The 19,660-nt window shown below is 48.8% G+C and carries 12 protein-coding genes and 2 pseudogenes; 10 read left to right on the top strand and 4 right to left on the bottom strand.

The features are described 5' to 3' along the window. Positions 1-9: 9 nt before the first annotated feature. The 6 genes from truD to rpoS all read left to right on the top strand — a co-directional run bounded on the left by truD (position 10) and on the right by rpoS (position 5,723). Positions 10-1,071, top strand: a complete 1,062-nt coding sequence (gene truD, locus NX720_RS25540) for a tRNA pseudouridine(13) synthase TruD (RefSeq protein WP_262598427.1) — start codon at positions 10-12, stop codon at positions 1,069-1,071. After that, positions 1,049-1,792, top strand: coding sequence for a 5'/3'-nucleotidase SurE (surE, locus tag NX720_RS25535; protein ID WP_262598426.1), 744 nt, complete (start codon positions 1,049-1,051; stop codon positions 1,790-1,792). The genes truD and surE overlap by 23 nt, the downstream gene beginning before the upstream one ends. 33 nt (positions 1,793-1,825) lie before the next feature. After that, on the top strand, positions 1,826-2,461 hold the full coding sequence (locus NX720_RS25530) for a protein-L-isoaspartate(D-aspartate) O-methyltransferase (protein WP_449757774.1): 636 nt from the start codon (positions 1,826-1,828) through the stop codon (positions 2,459-2,461). Positions 2,462-2,537: 76 nt separating this feature from the next. Continuing rightward, positions 2,538-3,464 (top strand): DUF368 domain-containing protein, encoded by a 927-nt coding sequence (locus tag NX720_RS25525; protein ID WP_262598424.1) that lies wholly within the window; start codon positions 2,538-2,540, stop codon positions 3,462-3,464. Between the two features lie 343 nt (positions 3,465-3,807). After that, entirely contained in the window at positions 3,808-4,587 is a 780-nt protein-coding gene (locus NX720_RS25520; protein WP_262598423.1) for a peptidoglycan DD-metalloendopeptidase family protein, read from the top strand. Positions 4,588-4,697: 110 nt separating this feature from the next. Continuing rightward, on the top strand, positions 4,698-5,723 hold the full coding sequence (gene rpoS, locus NX720_RS25515) for an RNA polymerase sigma factor RpoS (RefSeq protein ID WP_262598422.1): 1,026 nt from the start codon (positions 4,698-4,700) through the stop codon (positions 5,721-5,723). Positions 5,724-5,818: 95 nt separating this feature from the next. Here rpoS and fdxA read toward each other — a convergent pair whose 3' ends face one another. Continuing rightward, the gene (gene fdxA, locus NX720_RS25510) at positions 5,819-6,142 is read right to left on the bottom strand and encodes a ferredoxin FdxA (RefSeq protein WP_262598421.1); all 324 of its coding nucleotides are present in this window, start codon (positions 6,140-6,142) and stop codon (positions 5,819-5,821) included. 206 nt (positions 6,143-6,348) lie between these two features. Beyond that, entirely contained in the window at positions 6,349-8,955 is a 2,607-nt protein-coding gene (gene mutS / locus NX720_RS25505) for a DNA mismatch repair protein MutS (RefSeq protein ID WP_262598420.1), read from the bottom strand. Positions 8,956-9,523: 568 nt separating this feature from the next. On the opposite strand from mutS, the pseudogene NX720_RS25500 reads away from it, so the two are divergent. Both NX720_RS25500 and NX720_RS25495 read left to right on the top strand, forming a co-directional pair. Continuing rightward, positions 9,524-10,206: pseudogene (locus tag NX720_RS25500) on the top strand (ISAzo13-like element transposase-related protein). Between the two features lie 115 nt (positions 10,207-10,321). Next, positions 10,322-10,714: pseudogene (locus NX720_RS25495) on the top strand (DUF4277 domain-containing protein); the annotation flags it as partial. Between the two features lie 72 nt (positions 10,715-10,786). Here NX720_RS25495 and tnpC read toward each other — a convergent pair. Both tnpC and NX720_RS25485 read right to left on the bottom strand, forming a co-directional pair. Continuing rightward, positions 10,787-12,460: an IS66 family transposase gene (tnpC, locus tag NX720_RS25490; RefSeq protein WP_262598418.1), complete on the bottom strand. Its 1,674-nt coding sequence runs from the start codon at positions 12,458-12,460 to the stop codon at positions 10,787-10,789. Between the two features lie 507 nt (positions 12,461-12,967). Then, on the bottom strand, positions 12,968-16,717 hold the full coding sequence (locus NX720_RS25485; protein WP_262598417.1) for a hypothetical protein: 3,750 nt from the start codon (positions 16,715-16,717) through the stop codon (positions 12,968-12,970). Positions 16,718-17,005: 288 nt separating this feature from the next. On the opposite strand from NX720_RS25485, the gene ovoA reads away from it, so the two are divergent. Then, on the top strand, positions 17,006-19,138 hold the full coding sequence (gene ovoA / locus NX720_RS25480) for a 5-histidylcysteine sulfoxide synthase (RefSeq protein WP_262598416.1): 2,133 nt from the start codon (positions 17,006-17,008) through the stop codon (positions 19,136-19,138). 142 nt (positions 19,139-19,280) lie between these two features. Continuing rightward, positions 19,281-19,559, top strand: coding sequence for a hypothetical protein (locus tag NX720_RS25475; RefSeq protein ID WP_262598415.1), 279 nt, complete (start codon positions 19,281-19,283; stop codon positions 19,557-19,559). The last annotated feature ends 101 nt before the right edge of the window (positions 19,560-19,660 follow it).

Here is a 19,660-nt window from a genome sequence, read left to right as displayed (position 1 = left end):
GACGATGTAATGAATGATCTTTCCTATCCCATGGACTGGGCGTATGCATGGGGTGGCCCTGCTGGTAAAGCGCTGTTTAAAGAACAGCCTGAAGATTTTATTGTTGAGGAACAGTTGCCCTTTGAGCCAGATGGCGAAGGGGAGCATTTGTTGGTCTATGTTGAAAAACAGGGTGAAAATACGGATTGGGTGGCCGGCAGGCTTGCCAGATTTGCCAAAGTTAAACGACTGTCGGTGAGCTATGCCGGGCGCAAGGATCGTCATGGCGTTACACGGCAGTGGTTTAGTGTCTGGATGCCGGGTATGGAAGAACCTCGCTGGAGTGATTTTCAGGAGGATAATATCCGTATCCTGCAGGTCAGCCGACATCGCCGTAAGCTGAAAACCGGTGCATTGAAAGGCAACCGGTTTATCATCACCCTGAGAAATGTCGATGCTGACCGGGAACAGCTTGAAACGTTGCTTGATAACGTTGCTGTCAAAGGTGTTCCCAGCTATTTTGGCGAACAGCGCTTTGGGCGACGGGGTGAAAACCTGGAGCGCGCCATCAAAATGTTTGCCGGTGAGTTCCGGGCGCACAAGAATAAACGCGCAATGTATTTGTCTGCCGCGCGCTCCTGGCTGTTTAACCGCATTGTCTCTGAGCGGGTCAACCAGAATAACTGGCTGAATTATATCACGGGCGATGTACCTGGATTTCAGGACAGTGGCAGTCTGATTCTCAGGGATCATAATGATGAACTGATGGCGAGAATACATCGGGGTGAGGTGGTCTTGACCGCTCCGCTCTGGGGGGAAGGCGAACTCCTGTCTGACTCTGAATGCAAGGCGCTGGAAGTGGCGGCACTGGAACCGTACGCGGTTCTGAAATCCGGGCTGGAAGATGCCCGTATGAAGCAGGAACGGCGAGCCATACGACTGATTCCAGGTCAAATGCAGTGGGAGTGGCAGGATGACCTGACCTTGCAACTGAGCTTTATGCTACCCAAAGGGTGCTTTGCGACTTCGGTATTGAGAGAACTGCTGCTGTGCGAAGAGAGGGATCGGTTTGAACCTGCTGCTGTGCAATGACGATGGCGTGACAGCCAGGGGGCTGTCTGCGCTTTATCAAAGTTTGAAAGGGCTGGGCCATTGCTCGGTATACGCTCCGGATCGTAACTGTTCGGCTACCAGTAGTGCTTTGACTCTGGACCGCCCGCTGCGCCCTAGTCTTCAGGACAATGGTTTCTACGCTATTGATGGCACTCCGGTTGACTGTGTACATCTTGCTGTAAACGCCCTGCTTTCAATCGAGCCGGATATAGTGGTTTCTGGTATCAATCACGGTGCTAACCTGGGAGACGATGTACTTTATTCCGGTACGGTGGCAGCCGCGCTGGAAGGGCGCTTTATGCGTAAACCTGCGATTGCTGTATCACTGTGTGGTGACAGCGATGAAGGGTTTGCCGCAGCGGGGCGTGTTGTGTCTGAACTGGTGCAGAAGCTGGATCAACTCAACCTGCCCACCGGTTCAGTTCTGAATGTCAATGTACCCAATCGTTCTTATGACGATATAAAAGGAATAAAGGTGACTCGTCTGGGTCATCGTGAGCGACCCGACGCGCCATTAAAAGTTGCTGATCCCCGTGGGCGTGAAGCCTGGTGGATCCCACCGGTGGGTAAAGAGCAGGATGCCGGAGCCGGTACGGATTTTCATGCTATTGCCACAGGTTATGTATCAGTGACGCCGTTGCAGTATGACCAGACGGATCATGCAACATTGACTCAGGTACAGCACTGGCTGGGAGGCTGAAGAATGAGGGATGCAGAACTGAAGGGAATAGGAATGACATCCCGCCGAACTCGTGACCGGCTGATCAATCGTCTGGCGCAGCAGGGAATTACCTCTTCGGACGTTCTGGAAGTCATGCGGGAGGTGCCCCGCCATATTTTCGTTGATGAGGCACTGGCACAGCGGGCCTATGAGGATACCGCCCTGCCTATAGGTCATAGCCAGACCATATCTCAGCCCTATATTGTTGCCTTGATGACGGAAGCGTTGCTGGCAGGAGGAGCGTTGAACAAGGTGCTGGAGATAGGAACGGGTTCCGGCTACCAGACCGCTGTACTGGCTCACCTTGTGAAACAGGTTTACTCGGTGGAGCGGATTCAGTCATTACAGGTAAAAGCACGCAGTCGGCTGCGGCGGTTGTCGCTGTACAATACGCACCTGATGCTGAGCGATGGCACCATGGGCTGGCCGGGCCGGGCTCCTTTTGATGGCATTATGGTGACAGCTGCTCCGGGTAAGGTTCCTGTCGAATTGCTGGAGCAGTTGTCTGAAGACGGGGGACGTCTGGTTATTCCAGTGGGTGACTTCCATCAGGATCTGTTGCTGGTGGTGCGCCGTGGGCAGGCCTTTCGTCAGGAAGTGCTGGAACTTGTGCGATTTGTTCCCATGTTGAGTGGCGTTATTCGGTAGCAGTCCGGAAGTACCATAGATTTTAACTCATTAAATCCAGGCGGCATGACGCCTGCTTATTCAGGACTATAGGAATATGTCTGATAAAACAGATTTTCTTGGGCTGGTGCTCAGAGGCATGGCTATGGGGGCTGCGGATGTGGTTCCCGGTGTGTCCGGTGGCACCATTGCCTTTATTACCGGCATTTATGACCGTCTGCTGAATTCTCTGCGCAGTTTCTCGCCGACGTTGCTGTTGCTGTTGAAAAACGAAGGTATCGGTGCCTGCTGGAAAAAGGTAGACGGCAATTTTCTGGTGTGTGTATTCGGCGGTATTCTGATCAGTATTCTGTCTTTTGCACACCTGATCAGCTATCTGCTGGCGGAGTTTCCGGTGCTGATCTGGTCGTTTTTCTTTGGACTTATCCTTGTGTCCGGCTTACACATGGTTCGGCAGGTTAGTCAGTACAGCATAACGGGCGGAATACTGTTTGTGCTGGCAGCGGTGGCTGCTTATATGATTGGCACCCTGACGCCTGCCAGTCTTGACCCTACACCGCTGATGTTGTTTTTTGCCGGCTCGATCGCTATCTGTGCCATGATTTTACCGGGCATATCCGGCAGTTTCCTGCTATTGCTGATGGGTTTGTACGCTACGGTTTTACAGGCCGTAAAAACACTGGATTTGGTGGTTCTGACTATTTTCGCCTCAGGTTGCGTGGTCGGGCTGCTGAGTTTTTCACACGTTCTGTCCTGGTTATTACGCAAGCACCGTGACCTTGCCCTGTCGCTGTTAACCGGTTTGATGATGGGGGCTCTTGGCAAAGTCTGGCCCTGGAAGCAGACGCTGGAAACCCGTGTGAACAGCTCTGGTGAAGAAGTCCCTTTTCTGGAAATGAACGTTTCACCTTTCAACTATGAATCCCTGACCGGGGAGCCTGCTTTCTTCCTGCCGGGACTGCTACTGATGGGGGCAGCCATAGTGATGTTCCTGGCTATTGAGTGGTTTGGTAAGCGTCGATAGTCTTCCGCTGTTAGCTGTTAGCTGTTAGCTGCTGGTTGTAAGCACAGCCAAAAGCCAAAAGCCAAAAGCCAAAAGCTAACATTACTTCCGTAAGGGTTTTGCAAAAGCAGAGACTTGCTCTTCGCAGTATGCGACTATTTGCGGACGTGTATCTTAACGAACGTCCGTTCTAAGGTGAGTACTAATGTTTTCCTGAACCTTGAAAAGACGGTCTGTTTAAAAAGCGGAATATAGATGAGTTCGATAACTTGTATATATTTTTTTGACTTAAAATTTATTTTTTATAAATTATTTTAGTTATAAATCTTGTGAATCATACGTGGCGAATGTTGGGATAACACCGATGGTTTTGTTCGCAAAGCATCCTCTAATTAAATTGAGTGTTTGCTCAAAAATAAGCCTGATTGTTCTGGCGTTTATAGGATTGACTGCCTGCAGTCATGATCCATCCAGCGTTGTCGTCAAGGAACTGCGTTCGCCTCCCAGGGTGACATCGGGCACTCATATTGTCAGGCCGGAAGATACCTTGTACTCCATAGCCTGGCTCTATGGCAGAGACTTTCGGGAACTGGCGGACAACAACGGAATCCGTTCCCCCTATATTATTCACCCAGGTCAGCATATCGCTCTGGAACAACAAAAACGGACGACTACTCCACCCCCGCCACGACAGCCGGTTGCTTCGCCCAAAAAGCAAGTGGTTAAAAAACCACCACTGAAAAAAAAGCCTGTAGTCCGTTCAAATCCTCGAACTGTCGCCTGGCGTTGGCCATCTAAGGGCAATGTTATCCAGGGTTTCTCGTTGTCAGGACCGGTTAATAAAGGGATTGATATCAACGGCAATTTGGGAGAGCCTGTAATGGCAGCTGCAGCCGGTGAGGTTGTCTACGCAGGTAGTGATCTGGCTGGTTATGGCAGGCTGATTATTATGAAGCACAATAACAGCTATCTGAGCGCTTACGCTCATAACAGGGAGTTGCTTGTGGGTGAGGGAGACTCAGTTAAAGCAGGCCAGAAGATAGCCGAAATAGGTTCTACAGGAACTACAGAGCCTAAGCTGCATTTCGAAATTCGGCGTAATGGCAATCCAGTCGACCCCATGCGATTCCTGCCAAAGCGATGAGATAAGAAGTACAGCATTGTAGAGGGATCTCACGGGTGTTGGGCAGGCCGGACAGTTTGGTTCAGTCATAGCTCAACAGAGAGTGGGACTTTCGGATAGGACTGACTCTTATGGCAGCGAAGAGGGATAGCTCAGAGCAAGGTTTTACTGAGGAATTGACCCAGGGACAGGATGATATTGAGAATCTGTCGGATATCGGGCTTCTAGGGTCCGGTACAGCGCCGGAGGCGGCGAACAAGACCACCAAGGCAGCTTCCACTACAGATTATTCCCGTCAACGACGTGATGATGATGGTTTTTATAAAACCATTGATGCAACGCAGTTGTACCTGAATGAAATAGGCTTCTCTCCGTTGTTGACGCCGGAAGAAGAAGTACATTATGCACGGCTGGCCCGTAAGGGGGTAGAAGCTGGCCGTCGACGTATGATTGAGAGTAACCTGCGGCTGGTGGTGAAAATCTCCCGACGCTATGTTAATCGTGGGCTGACCCTTCTGGATTTGATCGAAGAAGGTAACCTGGGCCTGATCCGGGCGGTTGAAAAGTTTGATCCGGAGCGTGGCTTCCGGTTCTCGACTTATGCCACCTGGTGGATTCGGCAGACGATTGAACGGGCCATTATGAACCAGACCCGTACCATTCGTCTTCCCATCCATGTGGTCAAGGAGCTGAACGTTTATCTGCGTGCAGCCAGGGAACTTACCCAGAAGCTTGATCATGACCCGACCCCGGAAGAAATTGCCCAGCTGCTTGATAAGCCGGTAGAAGACGTTAAGCGCATGCTGGGTCTGAATGAGCGCGTCACTTCCGTCGATACGCCACTGGGGCCTGACTCAGATAAATCCATACTGGATACGATTTCTGACGATAAGGAATCGGATCCGGCCGAACTGCTTCAGGATCTGGATTTAAACGACAGTCTTGATAAATGGCTGGGTGAGCTGTCTGAAAAGCAGCGTGAAGTGGTCGCCCGTCGTTTTGGTCTGAGAGGCTATGAAACCAGCACACTGGAGGAAGTGGGTAAAGAAATTGGACTGACTCGTGAAAGGGTTCGGCAGATACAGGTCGAAGCACTGAAACGCTTGCGCAGTATTCTGGAAAAACAGGGCTTGTCCGGCGAGTCATTGTTTAGTTAGGTGAGTTCAGTTGATACAAAAAAGGCCATGTTCAATCAAATGAACATGGCCTTTTTAATGATGGCAAGTCTAAAGCATCTGGCCTGTGAAAAGGCTTAACGCTCCAGGTGTTCCAGCTTGCCTTTTACACCGTCCCACTCGTCGGCATCGGGCAACGAATCCTTTTTCTCTGTGATGTTGTCCCAGACATCTGCCAGAACCGCATTCAGTTCAATGAATTCCTGCTGGTCTTCGGGCACTTCGTCTTCAGAAAAAATGGCGTTGGCAGGGCACTCGGGCTCACACAGGGCACAGTCTATGCATTCGTCCGGGTGGATGACCAGAAAGTTGGGTCCCTCGTAAAAGCAGTCTACCGGACATACTTCTACACAGTCAGTGTATTTGCACTTAATGCAGTTTTCACCCACTACGAAAGCCATGGTTTAAACTCCTTTTGTTCAGGCTGATACAGCAATCGGCGCTTGCTTGTTGCGATTGCTTATTGCTGTCACTCGTTACTGTTGTAAGTTGTTGCTGGCCACATAGCCGTAATGGCGCAAAGTCTAACAGCAATATGGCCGGGGTTGTAGGTTAAGTCGGTGATAGTTTAAACAAATCTATACCGATGCCTTATAAGCTAAAGCGCTTATTTTGTCAGGCTTTTCAGATCATAGATCAGATCCAGCGCCTGTCGCGGTGAAATTTCATCAGGATTGATTTCGCCCAGCCGGTCAACAGCCGGATGAGGCTGTGCCGTGGCAAACAGATCACTCTGTAGCGGTTGTTCCTCAACAACATTGGCTACCGACTGTAAAGTTGATACCTGACTCGAAGGCGTTTGCTCCAACTGTGCCAGTTTGGTTTTGGCCTGATTCACCACATGCCTTGGTACACCGGCTAACTGGGCAACCTGTAAACCATAACTCTGGCTGGCTGGCCCTTCCTGCACCGCATGTAAAAATACTATACGATCGTCGTGTTCGGTAGCGTTCAGATGAACGTTGACAACGGTGTCGCATTCATCTGGTAGCTGGGTCAGCTCAAAATAGTGAGTAGCAAACAGGGTAAAGGCCTTCACCGAATCCGCAAGGTAATGAGCACAGGACCAGGCCAGGGACAAGCCGTCAAAGGTACTGGTGCCGCGTCCCACTTCGTCCATCAGAACCAGGCTGCTCTCGGTGGCGTTGTGTAGAATATTAGCGGTTTCTGTCATTTCCACCATAAAGGTTGAACGACCACCGGCCAGATCGTCAGAAGAACCAATACGGGTAAAGATACGGTCAACAACGCCTATTTTTGCCCTGCTGGCGGGTACGAAACTGCCCACATGCGCCATCAGCACAATCAGGGCGGTCTGGCGCATATAGGTGGATTTACCACCCATGTTAGGACCGGTGATGACCAGCATACGACGCTGATGGTTGAAGTGGACGCTGTTGGCGACAAAAGGTTCATCCAGCACCTGCTCAACCACCGGGTGACGGCCTTCTTCGATGGCGATACCCGGTGCCGGTGTCAGCTCCGGTTTACAAAAATTGAGTGACTCCGCACGTTCTGCCAGGTTGGTCAATACGTCCAGTTCCGCCAGTCCCATTGCTGTTTCCTGCATGGGGCCCAGTGCTTCAACCAGCTTATCGAGCAGTTCATCATACAACGCTTTTTCCCGGCTCAGGGCGCGGCTTTTGCTCGATAGCGCCTTGTCTTCAAACTCTTTCAGTTCCGGTGTAATAAAGCGTTCGACGTTTTTCAGGGTTTGACGACGAATGTATTCTACCGGGGCATCGTCTGACTCACGACGACTTAACTCTATGTAGTAACCGTGGACACGATTATAACCCACTTTCAGGCTGGCAAGCCCTGAACGTTCCCGCTCTCTCTGTTCCAGCTGAACCAGGTAGTCCCCTGCGTTTTCACTGAGCGCACGAAATTCATCCAGCTCCGCATCGTAACCAGTTGCAATAACACCGCCGTCCCGGATCACTACCGGTGGATTTTCAATGATGGCACTATCGAGCAGGCCTGCCAGTTGTGGGTGTTCACTGATGATGGCAGACAGATTGTGAATGGCTTCGCTGTCAATGGTACGCAGAATATCCTGCAGTTCAGGCAGTTGCAGAAAAGCGTCACGGAGTCGGGCAAGGTCTCTTGGACGGGCTGACTTCAGAGCCACCCTTGCCAGAATCCGTTCAATATCACCAATGCCTTTCAGTACGGGTTGCAGGGTTTCAAAGTAGAAACCCTGCTTCAGTGTCTCAATACTGTCCTGACGATCCTGAAGTTTTTTAAGGTCGCGGAGGGGGCGGTTGATCCATCGCCCCAGAAGGCGACTGCCCATGGCGGTAGAGGTATGATCCAGTACCGACATCAGGGTATGATCCCGACCACCGGACAGATTGGTGGTCAGTTCCAGGTTCTTGCGACTGGCGGCATCCAGTACCACGCTGTCTTCACGGTTTTCCAGTTGAAGGCCACGAATATGGGGCAGGGCGGTACGCTGAGTCTCTTTGGCATATTGCAGCAGGCAGCCCGCGGACTCTATGGCTACCGAGAGTTTATCGCAGCCAAAGCCTTGCAGATTTTTGGTTTGAAACTGACGTGTCAGCTGCTCAACGGCGGTTTCCAGGTCAAAATCCCAGGGTGGGCGTTTAATGGTGCCGGGGCGAGCTGTAACGCTTTCAGGCCATGAATGTTCATCGTTGACCAGAATCTCTGCGGGGCTGAGGCGTTCGATTTCTGCCAGCAGGGCTTCTTCATCCCTGACTTCCAATACGGTAAATTGACCACTGCTGATATCCAGCGTGGCAATGCCATAAAGGTGGTCATGGTGGTTCACGGCGGTCAGCAGGTTATCCTGACGATCATCCAGCAACGCTTCATCACTGACGGTGCCCGGTGTCAGAATACGCATAACTTTGCGCTCTACCGGCCCTTTGCTGGTGGCCGGGTCACCCACCTGTTCGCAGATAGCTACCGAGACACGGAGGCGCACCAGCCGGGCCAGATAACCTTCAGCGGCGTGGTAGGGAATGCCCGCCATAGGAATAGGCTCGCCACCGGATTGCCCCCGGGCGGTCAGGGTAATGTCGAGCAGTCGGGCCGCTTTTTTGGCATCGTCGTAAAACAGTTCATAAAAATCCCCCATACGATAAAAGACCAGGTGATCCCGGTGCTGCTGTTTGATGCGCAGGTATTGCTGCATCATGGGGGTGTGTTTAGAAAGATGTACGTCAGTCTTATCTTTAGAATTTACCATTTAAGTCACTAAATCGCTATAAATCATGGGGTTTACGGCTATTTGGTCGAGTGTTCGTAGTCTCAATAAGTCCCAAATAAAACCAACGAAGGGGGACTTAGCGCATTTGCTGGTATAGGTTTTAGTATGGGTTTTTAGAGTAACTCTCCTGATGAGAAGGCAAGTCGGCAAAAACCTATACTGCCGGTCTGTATCCCGCATGGGAGTTGCCCCTTCAGACCACTGGCAAGATTCGGGGCTGGCATCGCTGAAAATGCGATGCAACCTGTTGACCATATGGTGTAAATGCACTGTTAAAGTGAAGGGACTGGATATGCCAGACAGAAATGATAACAAAGAGGATAAAAAACCTCTAACGCCCTGGATTTTCCTTCGGCAAAAGCGGCATAGCTGAACTCAAAACCAATGATTTAGCCGGTTCAGGCAGGTTTTTAATGTATGCCTGACGGGGCTGGCTGCGCCGACGCTAGAAATTTTATCAAACGCTCATGTTTTAAGGGGAGTGGCATAACAAACTTTACCGGAGTATCTTTCCTGCTTACTCCCTCTGTGATTGATTGTGAACGTCATGTCCAGCGTTAATGTCACCCCTGAATGCAAACACCTCATTATACTTGCTGCTAAAAAGCTCAAAGGCTCTGAACACAGAGCCTTCATAGCTGAAGTCGCTGAACAGCTCTGTTTTGGTAGTCCACGCCTTACTGAAACCGAGTTCAATTTTGGTCGTCATACCGTTGAACTCGGGATGCATGAAAAAAGGACAGGACTTATTTGTTATGGAAATTACGTATCTCAGGGCAAGCCAAAAGCAGAAGTAGCAAACCCTCAACTGGAACAAGACATCCGAAGCCTGGTTGACCCTGAAAGTCAGGCTGACCCGCAGCTCAGAAATACGTTCTCCTATGCTCGCATAACAGCCAGTGCTGTTCGGAAAAAACTGATTGATGAAAAAGGGTGGCAGGAAGAGCAACTTCCCAAAGAGCGTACTTTCTGCAACATGTTGAACCGTATGGGCTATAAACTTCACAAGGTACAGAAGACCACGCCGGAAAAAAAATCCCGGAAACCGATGCCATCTTTGAAAACGTCAAACAAGTAAAAAGCACCGCAAGCCAGAGAAAGCAGAGTCTTCAGATCAGCATTGATTGCAAAGCAACGGTTAACCTTGGAAATTTTTCCAGAGGTGGTAAAGCAAGAGGAACTGAAGCGGTCAAAGCGCTGGATCATGATATGGCCACCAAATCTTCATGACCGCATTTCCGGTCACCCCGCACAATGAAAATAACGCTCTGCCACAATGCACTTGAGGCAGAGCCTGACAGTGGTCGATGTTTTTGCAGTGGCTTTTAGACCCTGAGTACAAATTGGTTCCTCGCTGTTTGCTATGATAATCAACGGTCTTGGCTTCACAGGACAGTCTCTCCATATGTTCCCTCAGTTCTTCGCCAATAAACCCCTCGACAAACTAATCAGGGGCGGGATTGAACCCGAACACATAAACGACAAAGTACTGGGAAGGGCGCTGGACGTACTTTTTGATCTGGATGTTAGTAAAGTCCATTTCGAGCTGGCTATCAAGGTGGCGAAGCACCTCAAATTACCGTGCGATGCACTGAACCTCGATGGTACAGGGTTTCACGTCGATGGTCGTTATAATTGTGATGACGAAGTGAGCGATGAAGACCTTAATTGTATCCGGCTTTGCAAGGGCTACAGTCGAGACCATCGCCCGGACTTGAATCAGGCCATATTACTTCTGCGTAACTTTTCTACAAACCGCTTCAAAATTAGCAATTAAGACACCGCTTTTCCCTATTGTTGCCTCCAATTGTTATACCTTTGGCGGATCATGATTGCGCATTTCACAAAGCCGCTCCTCACTCATTAACCAGGGCAGATAAGGAGTGAGATCATTAGGTGGCTTCCTGCCATTTATGGCACAAGCCTCAAGATAGGCACCCAGCCAGATTTTTGGATTAATATCCCAAAGCTTTAGCGTCATAAAAACGCTGAATAGAAAAGCGGCTATATCAGCACTCCATACGCTGCCAGAGCCGTAGTAATTCTTCCTGCCAACGACACCTGTGCGCAGTGCTTGCTCTGCAGCGTTGTTATCCATGGGGATACCGGGATCAGTGACAAAGCGGGTCAATCCTTCCCAGTGATTCTGTAGACTTTCGAGCACTTTTTTCGCTCTGACTCGCAGTTTAGGACGATTAAGTTCCTGAACCCTCTGGATTGTCATCTGCTCTACCTGATGTTCAAGCCGTAACTGCTGTGTTGCTAGCTGCTCTGGTTCATCAAGCACTTCAAGTCGCTGACTATTAAGATGATATAAACGACCAATCCTGTTCACCCAGGTGGCGCTCCATTTCTCCAACTCCGGATCACCTCGTTGAGCGTCAATAAAATCCCGCCTGACGTGAGCCCAGCAGAAAGCTAAATTAATAGACACCGCATCATTCGCAAGCTTTTTGTACGCTGAGTATCGGTCACACACCAGCGTTCCAGCCCCGTCACCAATGATCGACTCTGGTACGACAGCCGCACGGGTGTCAGCAATGCTGAAATAAACCGCCTGATCACAGAGAAATACCCAAAGCCAATGTTTGTGAGAACCTGTGGTCTCATGTGCCCAGCTGATCCACCGGGTTTCATCAGCATGCCACTGATCGCTACTGGCGACGAATTCCCGAGTAGCTTCGGCAACCGGCTCAAAAAAGGGCGTTATAGCTTCCAGGCCAAAGGAGATGGTCGCCTGCGACAGTTCCAGTCCCTGAGTCTTATAAGACTCAAGTTGCCTGTTTATGGGGATGCCGTATGCGTACTTATTCAGCAACAGCTCCACCCAGACAGAAATACCAAGCTTTCCTTTGTTGATGAGTCTTGGTGGAGGTGGTGGAGTAGTAATATTGGGCGTTTCAGGGCACTGGCAAGTTTTTTGGTAATGCCTTCGGTGATAACGACGAACGTGAGCCTTAACTTCAACTTCAATTACGTCGCAGCTGTCGTCATTGAAAAAAGACTTGAATGGCCGGTGACAGACTGTACAACACTGTTTGTCCACTGGTAAGTCTACAGACTCATGAACCACTGGCAGGTTGTTGTGAAGATGGCGACCAGAGCCGGGGACTCCGGGCTGGTGACCTCGTTTTCGATTTGAAGGTGGCCGGGTAGTATTGCCACTTTTCTTTGAAGAAGAACTGGTCTTCTCTGATTTACGACCGAAAAGCAAGTGCTTCATGTGTGCCAGTTCTGATTTCAGATCAGCGACCTGGGTGTTCAACCCAGCCATTTCGGCTTTATGCTGAGCGATAAGAGAGGCATTTTTAGCCAATACTTTTTTCTCTCGGCCACAGGCCGCCTTCCACATGGCATGCCAGAGGTTGGCCTGCTGTTTTAGCTGGATGTGTTCCTGCTTGGTGAGGATGACCTGCGAGGTAGCAAAGGGGGCAGACAGTAATGCAGGTGTTGTGCCTGATCCTGAAACATGAGCATTTTGCATACTCTAAAAGTAGACGACTTTGAGCTTATGTTTAGTGGTTTGTAGAAAAGTTACCTCTGGAGGTCGATTTTTTCTCAAAGGCATTCAGGATCTCTGTGGAGAGTAGAGAAGCCAAGGCGTCTTCAGATGTTTGTGCAAACTGCTTCAGACATTGGTCAGCGAGTTTTAGATATTCTGGGCTAGACTTGTTCATGGCTTGCTCGAGGGCTCTGTTAACTTCATCTATTTATAGATGATTTGTTCTTGGGCAAGCCTTTCATGCCAAGGGATTAAGTCTTAAGTCAGTGCCATTGCCCTATAATACTAAATTCATCAGGAAACATTCCGTTATGGTTTTGCTGGTTGCTACCCGTGACATTGAGCCCGAAGAGGAGTTTCGGCTCAATTACGGATCTGCATTCTGGAAGTGTTTTGAGAAAATATTTCCCGATATCAAAAGAGTCATTTAAGCGTAACCGATCATTTAAGGACGTATGGATCATGAATCACCAGGTAGCGGTTATTAAATCACATGGATGGCTTAAGGTTATTAGAAGGGTTCCTCCAAGCATTCAGGTAAATACCCTGTTCATCATAGCTTCGTGCCTGGTTTATATAGTATTTATATCGGTGGTAGCTGGAGAACCAGATCACCACATTTTTGGGGACGTTGATTAATTGGACGTGCATATTACGGTCACAGCTGGCATTGCCGAAATGCTGCCACTTTAGTTTGATGAAAAGTCTTAACTGAGACTCTTTATCTGGTTCATCGCATTTATAATTATAAGCGGTTTGCTCGCTGGAATTTCCAAGCAGGTGATAACCATTGGTATCAAGTCGGTAGGGCCAGATATCGTGCCATGTCATACGCTGCTTGCTAACATTCCAGACGGGTAAGAAGGCTATATAACGGTTGTTCGTTTGCACATCAGGCTCGTCAATTTTGACGGTATTAAATTCTTCAGGCAGGTAGCCCTGGGTGAAAATCCGGTCTATCGCTCTGTCTGTGCACTCCCTTTGCCACCGTTCATTCGGCATGTAGCCACAATAGGCAATGGTTCCCTCTATGTAATCCGCCAGTGTCCCGACTGGTTTTCTAGAGTTGTTTGTTATTCTATGACTGAGAGCAAGAACGATCTGAGCCAGTTCGTCTACGTTCATATTTTCCCAGTAAGTATGGCTCTCATAAAGTAATAGCAGGGAGTGACCATTGAGAGCAACCGTTTTTCTCAAGACGTACATATCTGGATCATTGATGGCGTGGCTCAGTTGCCCAGTCTCTAAATTGGCAGGAAAAACTTTGTATTTTACGACTCGGTGATGCCCTGAAAGCCGATCCATGGTTTTAATGATTTCAAGAGTGGCTGAATCCAGGTATTTAATAAATGAGCAAAGCCTTTTGGAGTATTCATAACTGAGCTGTCCGCATACTACAGGTGTCATCTTATGGTAATGCTTCAGAATTTCTTTAGTCACCATTGCTATGGAGGGTATAGCCAAAAAGCCGAAGCCAACCTTCAGGTATTTTTTTTGACGATAGAGAGCTTTGATTTGTTCCTGAAGGTGTTTATTTTTATCGCTCAGTGTTTGTATTTTCTCATCTTTTTCAGCCAGAGTTGATTCAGATGTAGTTAGCTGTTCTTTCTGGTGAGTCAAAGAGAGTTTCATTTTTATATTTTTATTGTTCAGTTTAAAACTTTTTTCTTTCTCTTTTTCAAGCTCCAGCTGGCCTGTGCTAAGGTCTGACTCAAGCGCTTTTACTTTCAACTTCCAGTTTTCCTTTTCATCATTGACCCCTTTACTGCGTACTTTGTTCAGTTTGATGGAGAGCTGTTCGCTGTTCCTCTGGCTTTCCATGAGCTCCTCTCTTTGTATATTGAAGGCTTTTTGCAAATACGTCAGTTTGCCCTTCTGACTTTTAATAAGTTCCTCTTGCGTGTCGAAGGTTTTTTGCAAAGAAGCCAGTTTACCCTCCAGTGCCTGATTTTGTTCTTTAGACATGAACAGGTCTGTTTTTAATTTATCTCTTTTTATCTGGGCTTCTTTTAATCTTGTCTTCGCTACCTGCTTGAGTTGTGCTATTTCCTGCTCTTTCGTGAGCACTAAGCTGTTGGTTGAGAACTCCTCTGTCTGGGAGCCCGGAATAAGTTGTCTCATGAGGTCGTTGAGCATTGAGACTGAAGGAAAGAGGGCGTTTAAAAGCAGTAAGCGATCTACATGCTTAGACCGACAGTCCGTGGTCGGTCCGCAGCCACGTTTTATACTCTCGTAAACTATTGTTTCAGGCGATAAAAACGGCCCCTCAAGTTTTTGGTTGGCTATGGCAAAATCAAGGCCAGGCAATAACTCTTTATCAAAGCGGTCAAGGCTGAATTCAAGTTTATAGACATTAAAAAACAGACCCGGCCTTGCATCGGAAAATGCAATAGCAAGATTTGGAGTGCGAAGATCTCCCTTTAAGGTATAACCTGTCAGTTTGTCGGTGATAAACTGTACGAAAGTTTCAACATCTGTATCAGGTATCAGTGCGTCAATATCATTTGAAACCGGCAAATTGCCCTTGAACAAAGGATTGTAGCCATAGAAGTGTTTGCGAATGAATGCTCTCACCGCTTCTCCACCAAAATAGCAATGTTCTTCCGAGCCGCAGTAATCATCGAGCAGTTCGTTGATAAGGGAATACAGTGTTTTGCGAGCCTCTATCAACTCTGCAACCTTAGTCTGTTCCTTCATTAACTGATCGAATGCTTTTGGGCTCACTTTGTAAACGTATTCGCTGCCAGCCAATGGCTCACCAATAATGCTGTCATCAGCGTTCAGATAGTTTCTTAAAAAGTGAACCAGGGATTTGCTCATCACGAGGGGCCACTGACTCATTTGAACCAGGTTGACGGGTAATACCTGGGCCAGACCTACAGAGCTTAAGCCACTGATAATCTGATAACTCTCGTCAAGACTTATCTGAATAGTGTCATGGGAGTAGAATGCTTCTGTTACCTGCCAGAGCAGGCTGTTTACTTCCTGATGAGCCAGTTTTGAGTCAGTGTTATGAGCTGAAGGGTTGTTGTCATCGCCGTTGTTTTTATCAGAAACATTATCGTCCTCCTGCGAGTCATGGCGTCTGATTATGTCATTATCCGATTTTGTAGTCTGGCCTGTTCCTGACGTTGACAAAGCTGCAGCGCCGTTTTGTTCCTGGCTTGGAGATGTCGGAACTGACTTACTGTTAGACAACATTAAATTAACGGTCGACAGACTATCACTAAGCCACTTGATATCGTTTTTACTGTGCCACAATGGGGCGGTCAGGCTATTACACCGTTTGTTTACGGACTTTGGGCTTTCTGAAAATAACCCGGAGGCTATTTGTGGCAAACGCCAGTTAAGAATCAGCTCACTAAAACCCTTTAGTGCCTCTGCAGTACTCTTTGCCAATAAGTGTCGGGTTAACCACTCCGGGATCTTTATTCGCCATAGTTTACCTGGACTGGTCTGGCTGACAGGGTCGGGCAGTTGCACGCTGAGCCGTATGGTCTGGCTACCGGGTTGGGCAGCATTCCATACCACACGCATAGCAGGTGTTATGTCTTTCTGGTTAAGACGTTCTATCCAAAAAGTGCTTTTATCTCTGCCCAGCAAAAACTCGTGGGTTGCGTTTCTGCCATCCAGAATGGTTGCAGAGAGCCTGATGTTGTCATTATCGTTCTGGAGCACACTGAGATTTGCCACTTTGTCAGTACTGACCAGTGGTTGATTGAGTGGCGTATTGGTTCCTGACAGTTCGGCCAGATAGCCAATCAGGGCAGAGAGTCCGCCAGACAGATTCTTTTCAACATGGAATGAAGGGTCGAGGGCTATTTGGGGAAGATTGCGGTGTCTGGGTTTTCCCTCACTGGTTATGGTGGACGTCTCCTGTGCTGGCGGTGAAAATTTCGAAAAGCCCGCTTTAGGAGCAAGACAATGAACAATCCACGGATGCAGCAGTGAGTACTGGTAAGGCCTGTTTAAATAGCTAAGCACCCACCCAAACTGTTGCACCATCTTTAGGGTCAGAGGTGCTAACGGTTCGTATCCATTGTAATGCTGGACAGCAGCGGGCAGCATTGCTGCAAAAGAGGCAGCTATCTGAATCACTGCGGCTTGGCCTATGACGGTCAAATCCAGCGGAACCTGTATGATTATTCCCTGAGCCTGCAGGTCAAAGGAGTCAGGCTCGTCTTGCGACCTGTCCGGTTCAGCAAAAGCGGATAGCGACAGGCACCACAATAAAATCAAAAAGCCTGATTTCAAAAAAAAACCTGCCTAAATTTGTTTTGTACCACTACAGCACTCATTTGTTATGTTCAGATTTTGCCTGTCGTAACTGGCTGCCCAGTCAATACTGAAACCCAGCACTAACCTTAAAATTATTCACTCTGGCATTTTTACCCAGAGTGTATAGCACTGTACTGGCATCAGCGCCATTGAGTCATTCAGTAGCAGGGTGTGAATCAACACGGTAATCTATTATTTATCTTCTGTTACAGGCAATTGAAAAATTGTCTTTCTACCCCCGGGAGAAAAATGACAGTGCTTAACTTTGTGACTGCTGACAAGACTCTATCCAGCCGGATGCCACTCCTGAATACCGGTACGCCGGAGAGTAAACGACAAGAAATACTTAATTATTTCTGCCAGACCTATGATGTTTACGACCGCCTTTTTGAAGTCCTTGATAGTGATGAAGCCTGGTACATGAAAGCCATTTCACTGCGTCATCCCCTGATTTTTTACTACGGACATACGGCGACTTTTTTTGTCAATAAACTCATCGCCGCCCGACTGATTGAAAACCGGATTGATCCGGATATTGAAGCCATGATGGCTATTGGCGTTGATGAGATGTCCTGGGATGACTTGGATGATAAAAACTACGACTGGCCTGCTGTTGAGGCATTGCAAGCCTATCGGCAAAAAGTGCGTGCAATGGTGTGTGAGTTTATCAGGGGGATGCCGCTGGAGATTCCGGTTCAATGGGACAGCGCCGCCTGGCTGATTCTGATGGGGATAGAGCATGAGCGTATTCACCTGGAAACGTCCTCGGTACTTATTCGACAGCTACCGCTTTCTTGTCTGAACAATAATGGATCGTGGCCGGTCTGCAACGAAACCGGAGCCGCCCCGGAAAATACGCTGGTGGCTTTGAACGGAGGCAAACTGAAACTGGGCAAATCTTACGATGATCCGTTGTATGGCTGGGATAATGAGTATGGTTCACAGGAGGTCGACGTAGCGCCCTTCAAGGCCAGTGAGTATCTTGTCAGCAATGGTGAGTTTCTCGCATTTTTAAACGCCGGTGGCTACGACACCGAACGCTGGTGGACGGATGAAGGCTGGGCATGGGCAACCTTTGCTAAAGCAAGGCATCCTGAATTCTGGGTAAGAAAAGAAGATTGCTGGCACTACCGAACCCTCCTGGAAGAGATTGACATGCCCTGGAACTGGCCGGTAGATACCAACTGCCATGAAGCCCAGGCGTTTTGTCGCTGGAAATCGGAAGTCACGGGAAAATCGATTCAACTGCCTACGGAAGCCGAATGGTATTGTCTCAGGGGGCAGATTGACACTGACCTGCCTTACTGGGAGCAGGCTCCCGGTAATATCAATCTTGAATACTGGTCTTCAGCCTGCCCGGTAGACCAGTTTCGTAACGGTAACTTCTGCGACATTATCGGTAATGTCTGGCAATGGACCCGTACCCCGATTGATGCTTACGAAGGCTTTCGTGTTCACCCTTATTACGATGACTTTTCTACCCCGACCTTTGACAGCAAACATAATCTGATTAAGGGAGGCTGTTGGATATCCACGGGCAATTATGGCATTAAAGACTCACGTTATGCGTTTCGACGCCACTTTTTTCAACATGCCGGTTTTCGTTATGTGGAGTCGACTGCTTCAGATCAGGAAACCATTAATCCTTATGAAACCGATACGCTGGTCTCCCAGTACCTTGAATTTCATTTCGGCCAGGAATATTTCGGGGTCAGCAATTACCCGAAACGCTGTGCAGAACTGTGTCATCGCCTGATGGGGAGCCGCCCGATGACCCGCGCGCTTGATCTGGGCTGTTCGGTAGGGCGCAGCAGTTTTGAGTTGGCCCGCTGGTTTCAGCATGTTGACGGCATCGATTTTTCGGCACGGTTTATTTCAGCCGCTGCTGAGTTACAGAAAAACGGTAAAATCCGTTATTTCACCCCGACAGAAGGTGAGCTGGGAGAGTTTAAGGTCGCCAGCCTGAAGGTTATGGGGCTGGATACCACAGACGTTAACCGGATTCTGTTTACCCAGGGCGATGCCTGTAACCTTAAGCCGAAGTACTGCGATTATGACCTTGTATTTGCAGGCAATCTGATTGACCGGCTGACCGAACCGCTGGTTTTTCTGGGAAATATCCACGAACGCATTCGCCCCGGAGGGTTTCTTGTACTGACTTCTCCCTATACCTGGCTGGAAGACTATACCCACAAAGATAAATGGCTGGGCGGCATTCGTGAAAATGGTGAAGCGCTGGATACCTACTCTGCCCTGAAGCGGGTGCTTAGCCTGCATTTCGAAGAAGTGCAGCCCCCGGTGGATATTCCGTTTGTTATACGGGAAACCGCCAGAAAGTATCAGCACACGGTGGCTCATTGTACGGTGTGGCGTTGTCGCTAGAAGCCGCTTTTGGCTTTTAGCTGTTGGCTTTTAGCTGCCTGACCAACAGCCAACAGTTAACAGCTAACCGCTAACTGTTTCCCTGAATTATCATGACGGCTGGCCGATGCCTTTCAATAGGATCTACCAGAGGGGAGACATTATGAGCAGGGAAGCGAACAAAGCCGTTCTCACAATGACCGAATCCACCCAGGGGGAGTATCTGATCCGGGTCACTCAGGGAGGGAGTGTCATTTTTGGTGATGTTATTCTGCGATTGCCAACCGGTCTCAGCACCAGCCTGCAGACTGAGTTGGCCTCTTCACTGGCGAATGCTGTTCTGCGCCATATCAGCAATGCCGACAAAACCGCGATGGAGGAAGTGCAGCAACTCTTTTCTGACTGGGGTTGTTTTGACGTTATTGACGAAGATTGCCTCTGAAATTCATTCCGTCAGTGACCCGTCCGGTCACTGACCATTAACCTTTTCTGTCCATATCGCTTACACTCTTAACCGACTCTCTGAACAAAACCAATAACATC

Origin of the sequence: Endozoicomonas euniceicola, from assembly GCF_025562755.1 — a bacterium.
GTDB classification, from domain to species: domain Bacteria; phylum Pseudomonadota; class Gammaproteobacteria; order Pseudomonadales; family Endozoicomonadaceae; genus Endozoicomonas_A; species Endozoicomonas_A euniceicola.
Note: the sequence above shows the minus strand (reverse complement) of the source record. Positions and strands in the feature narration are given on the sequence as shown.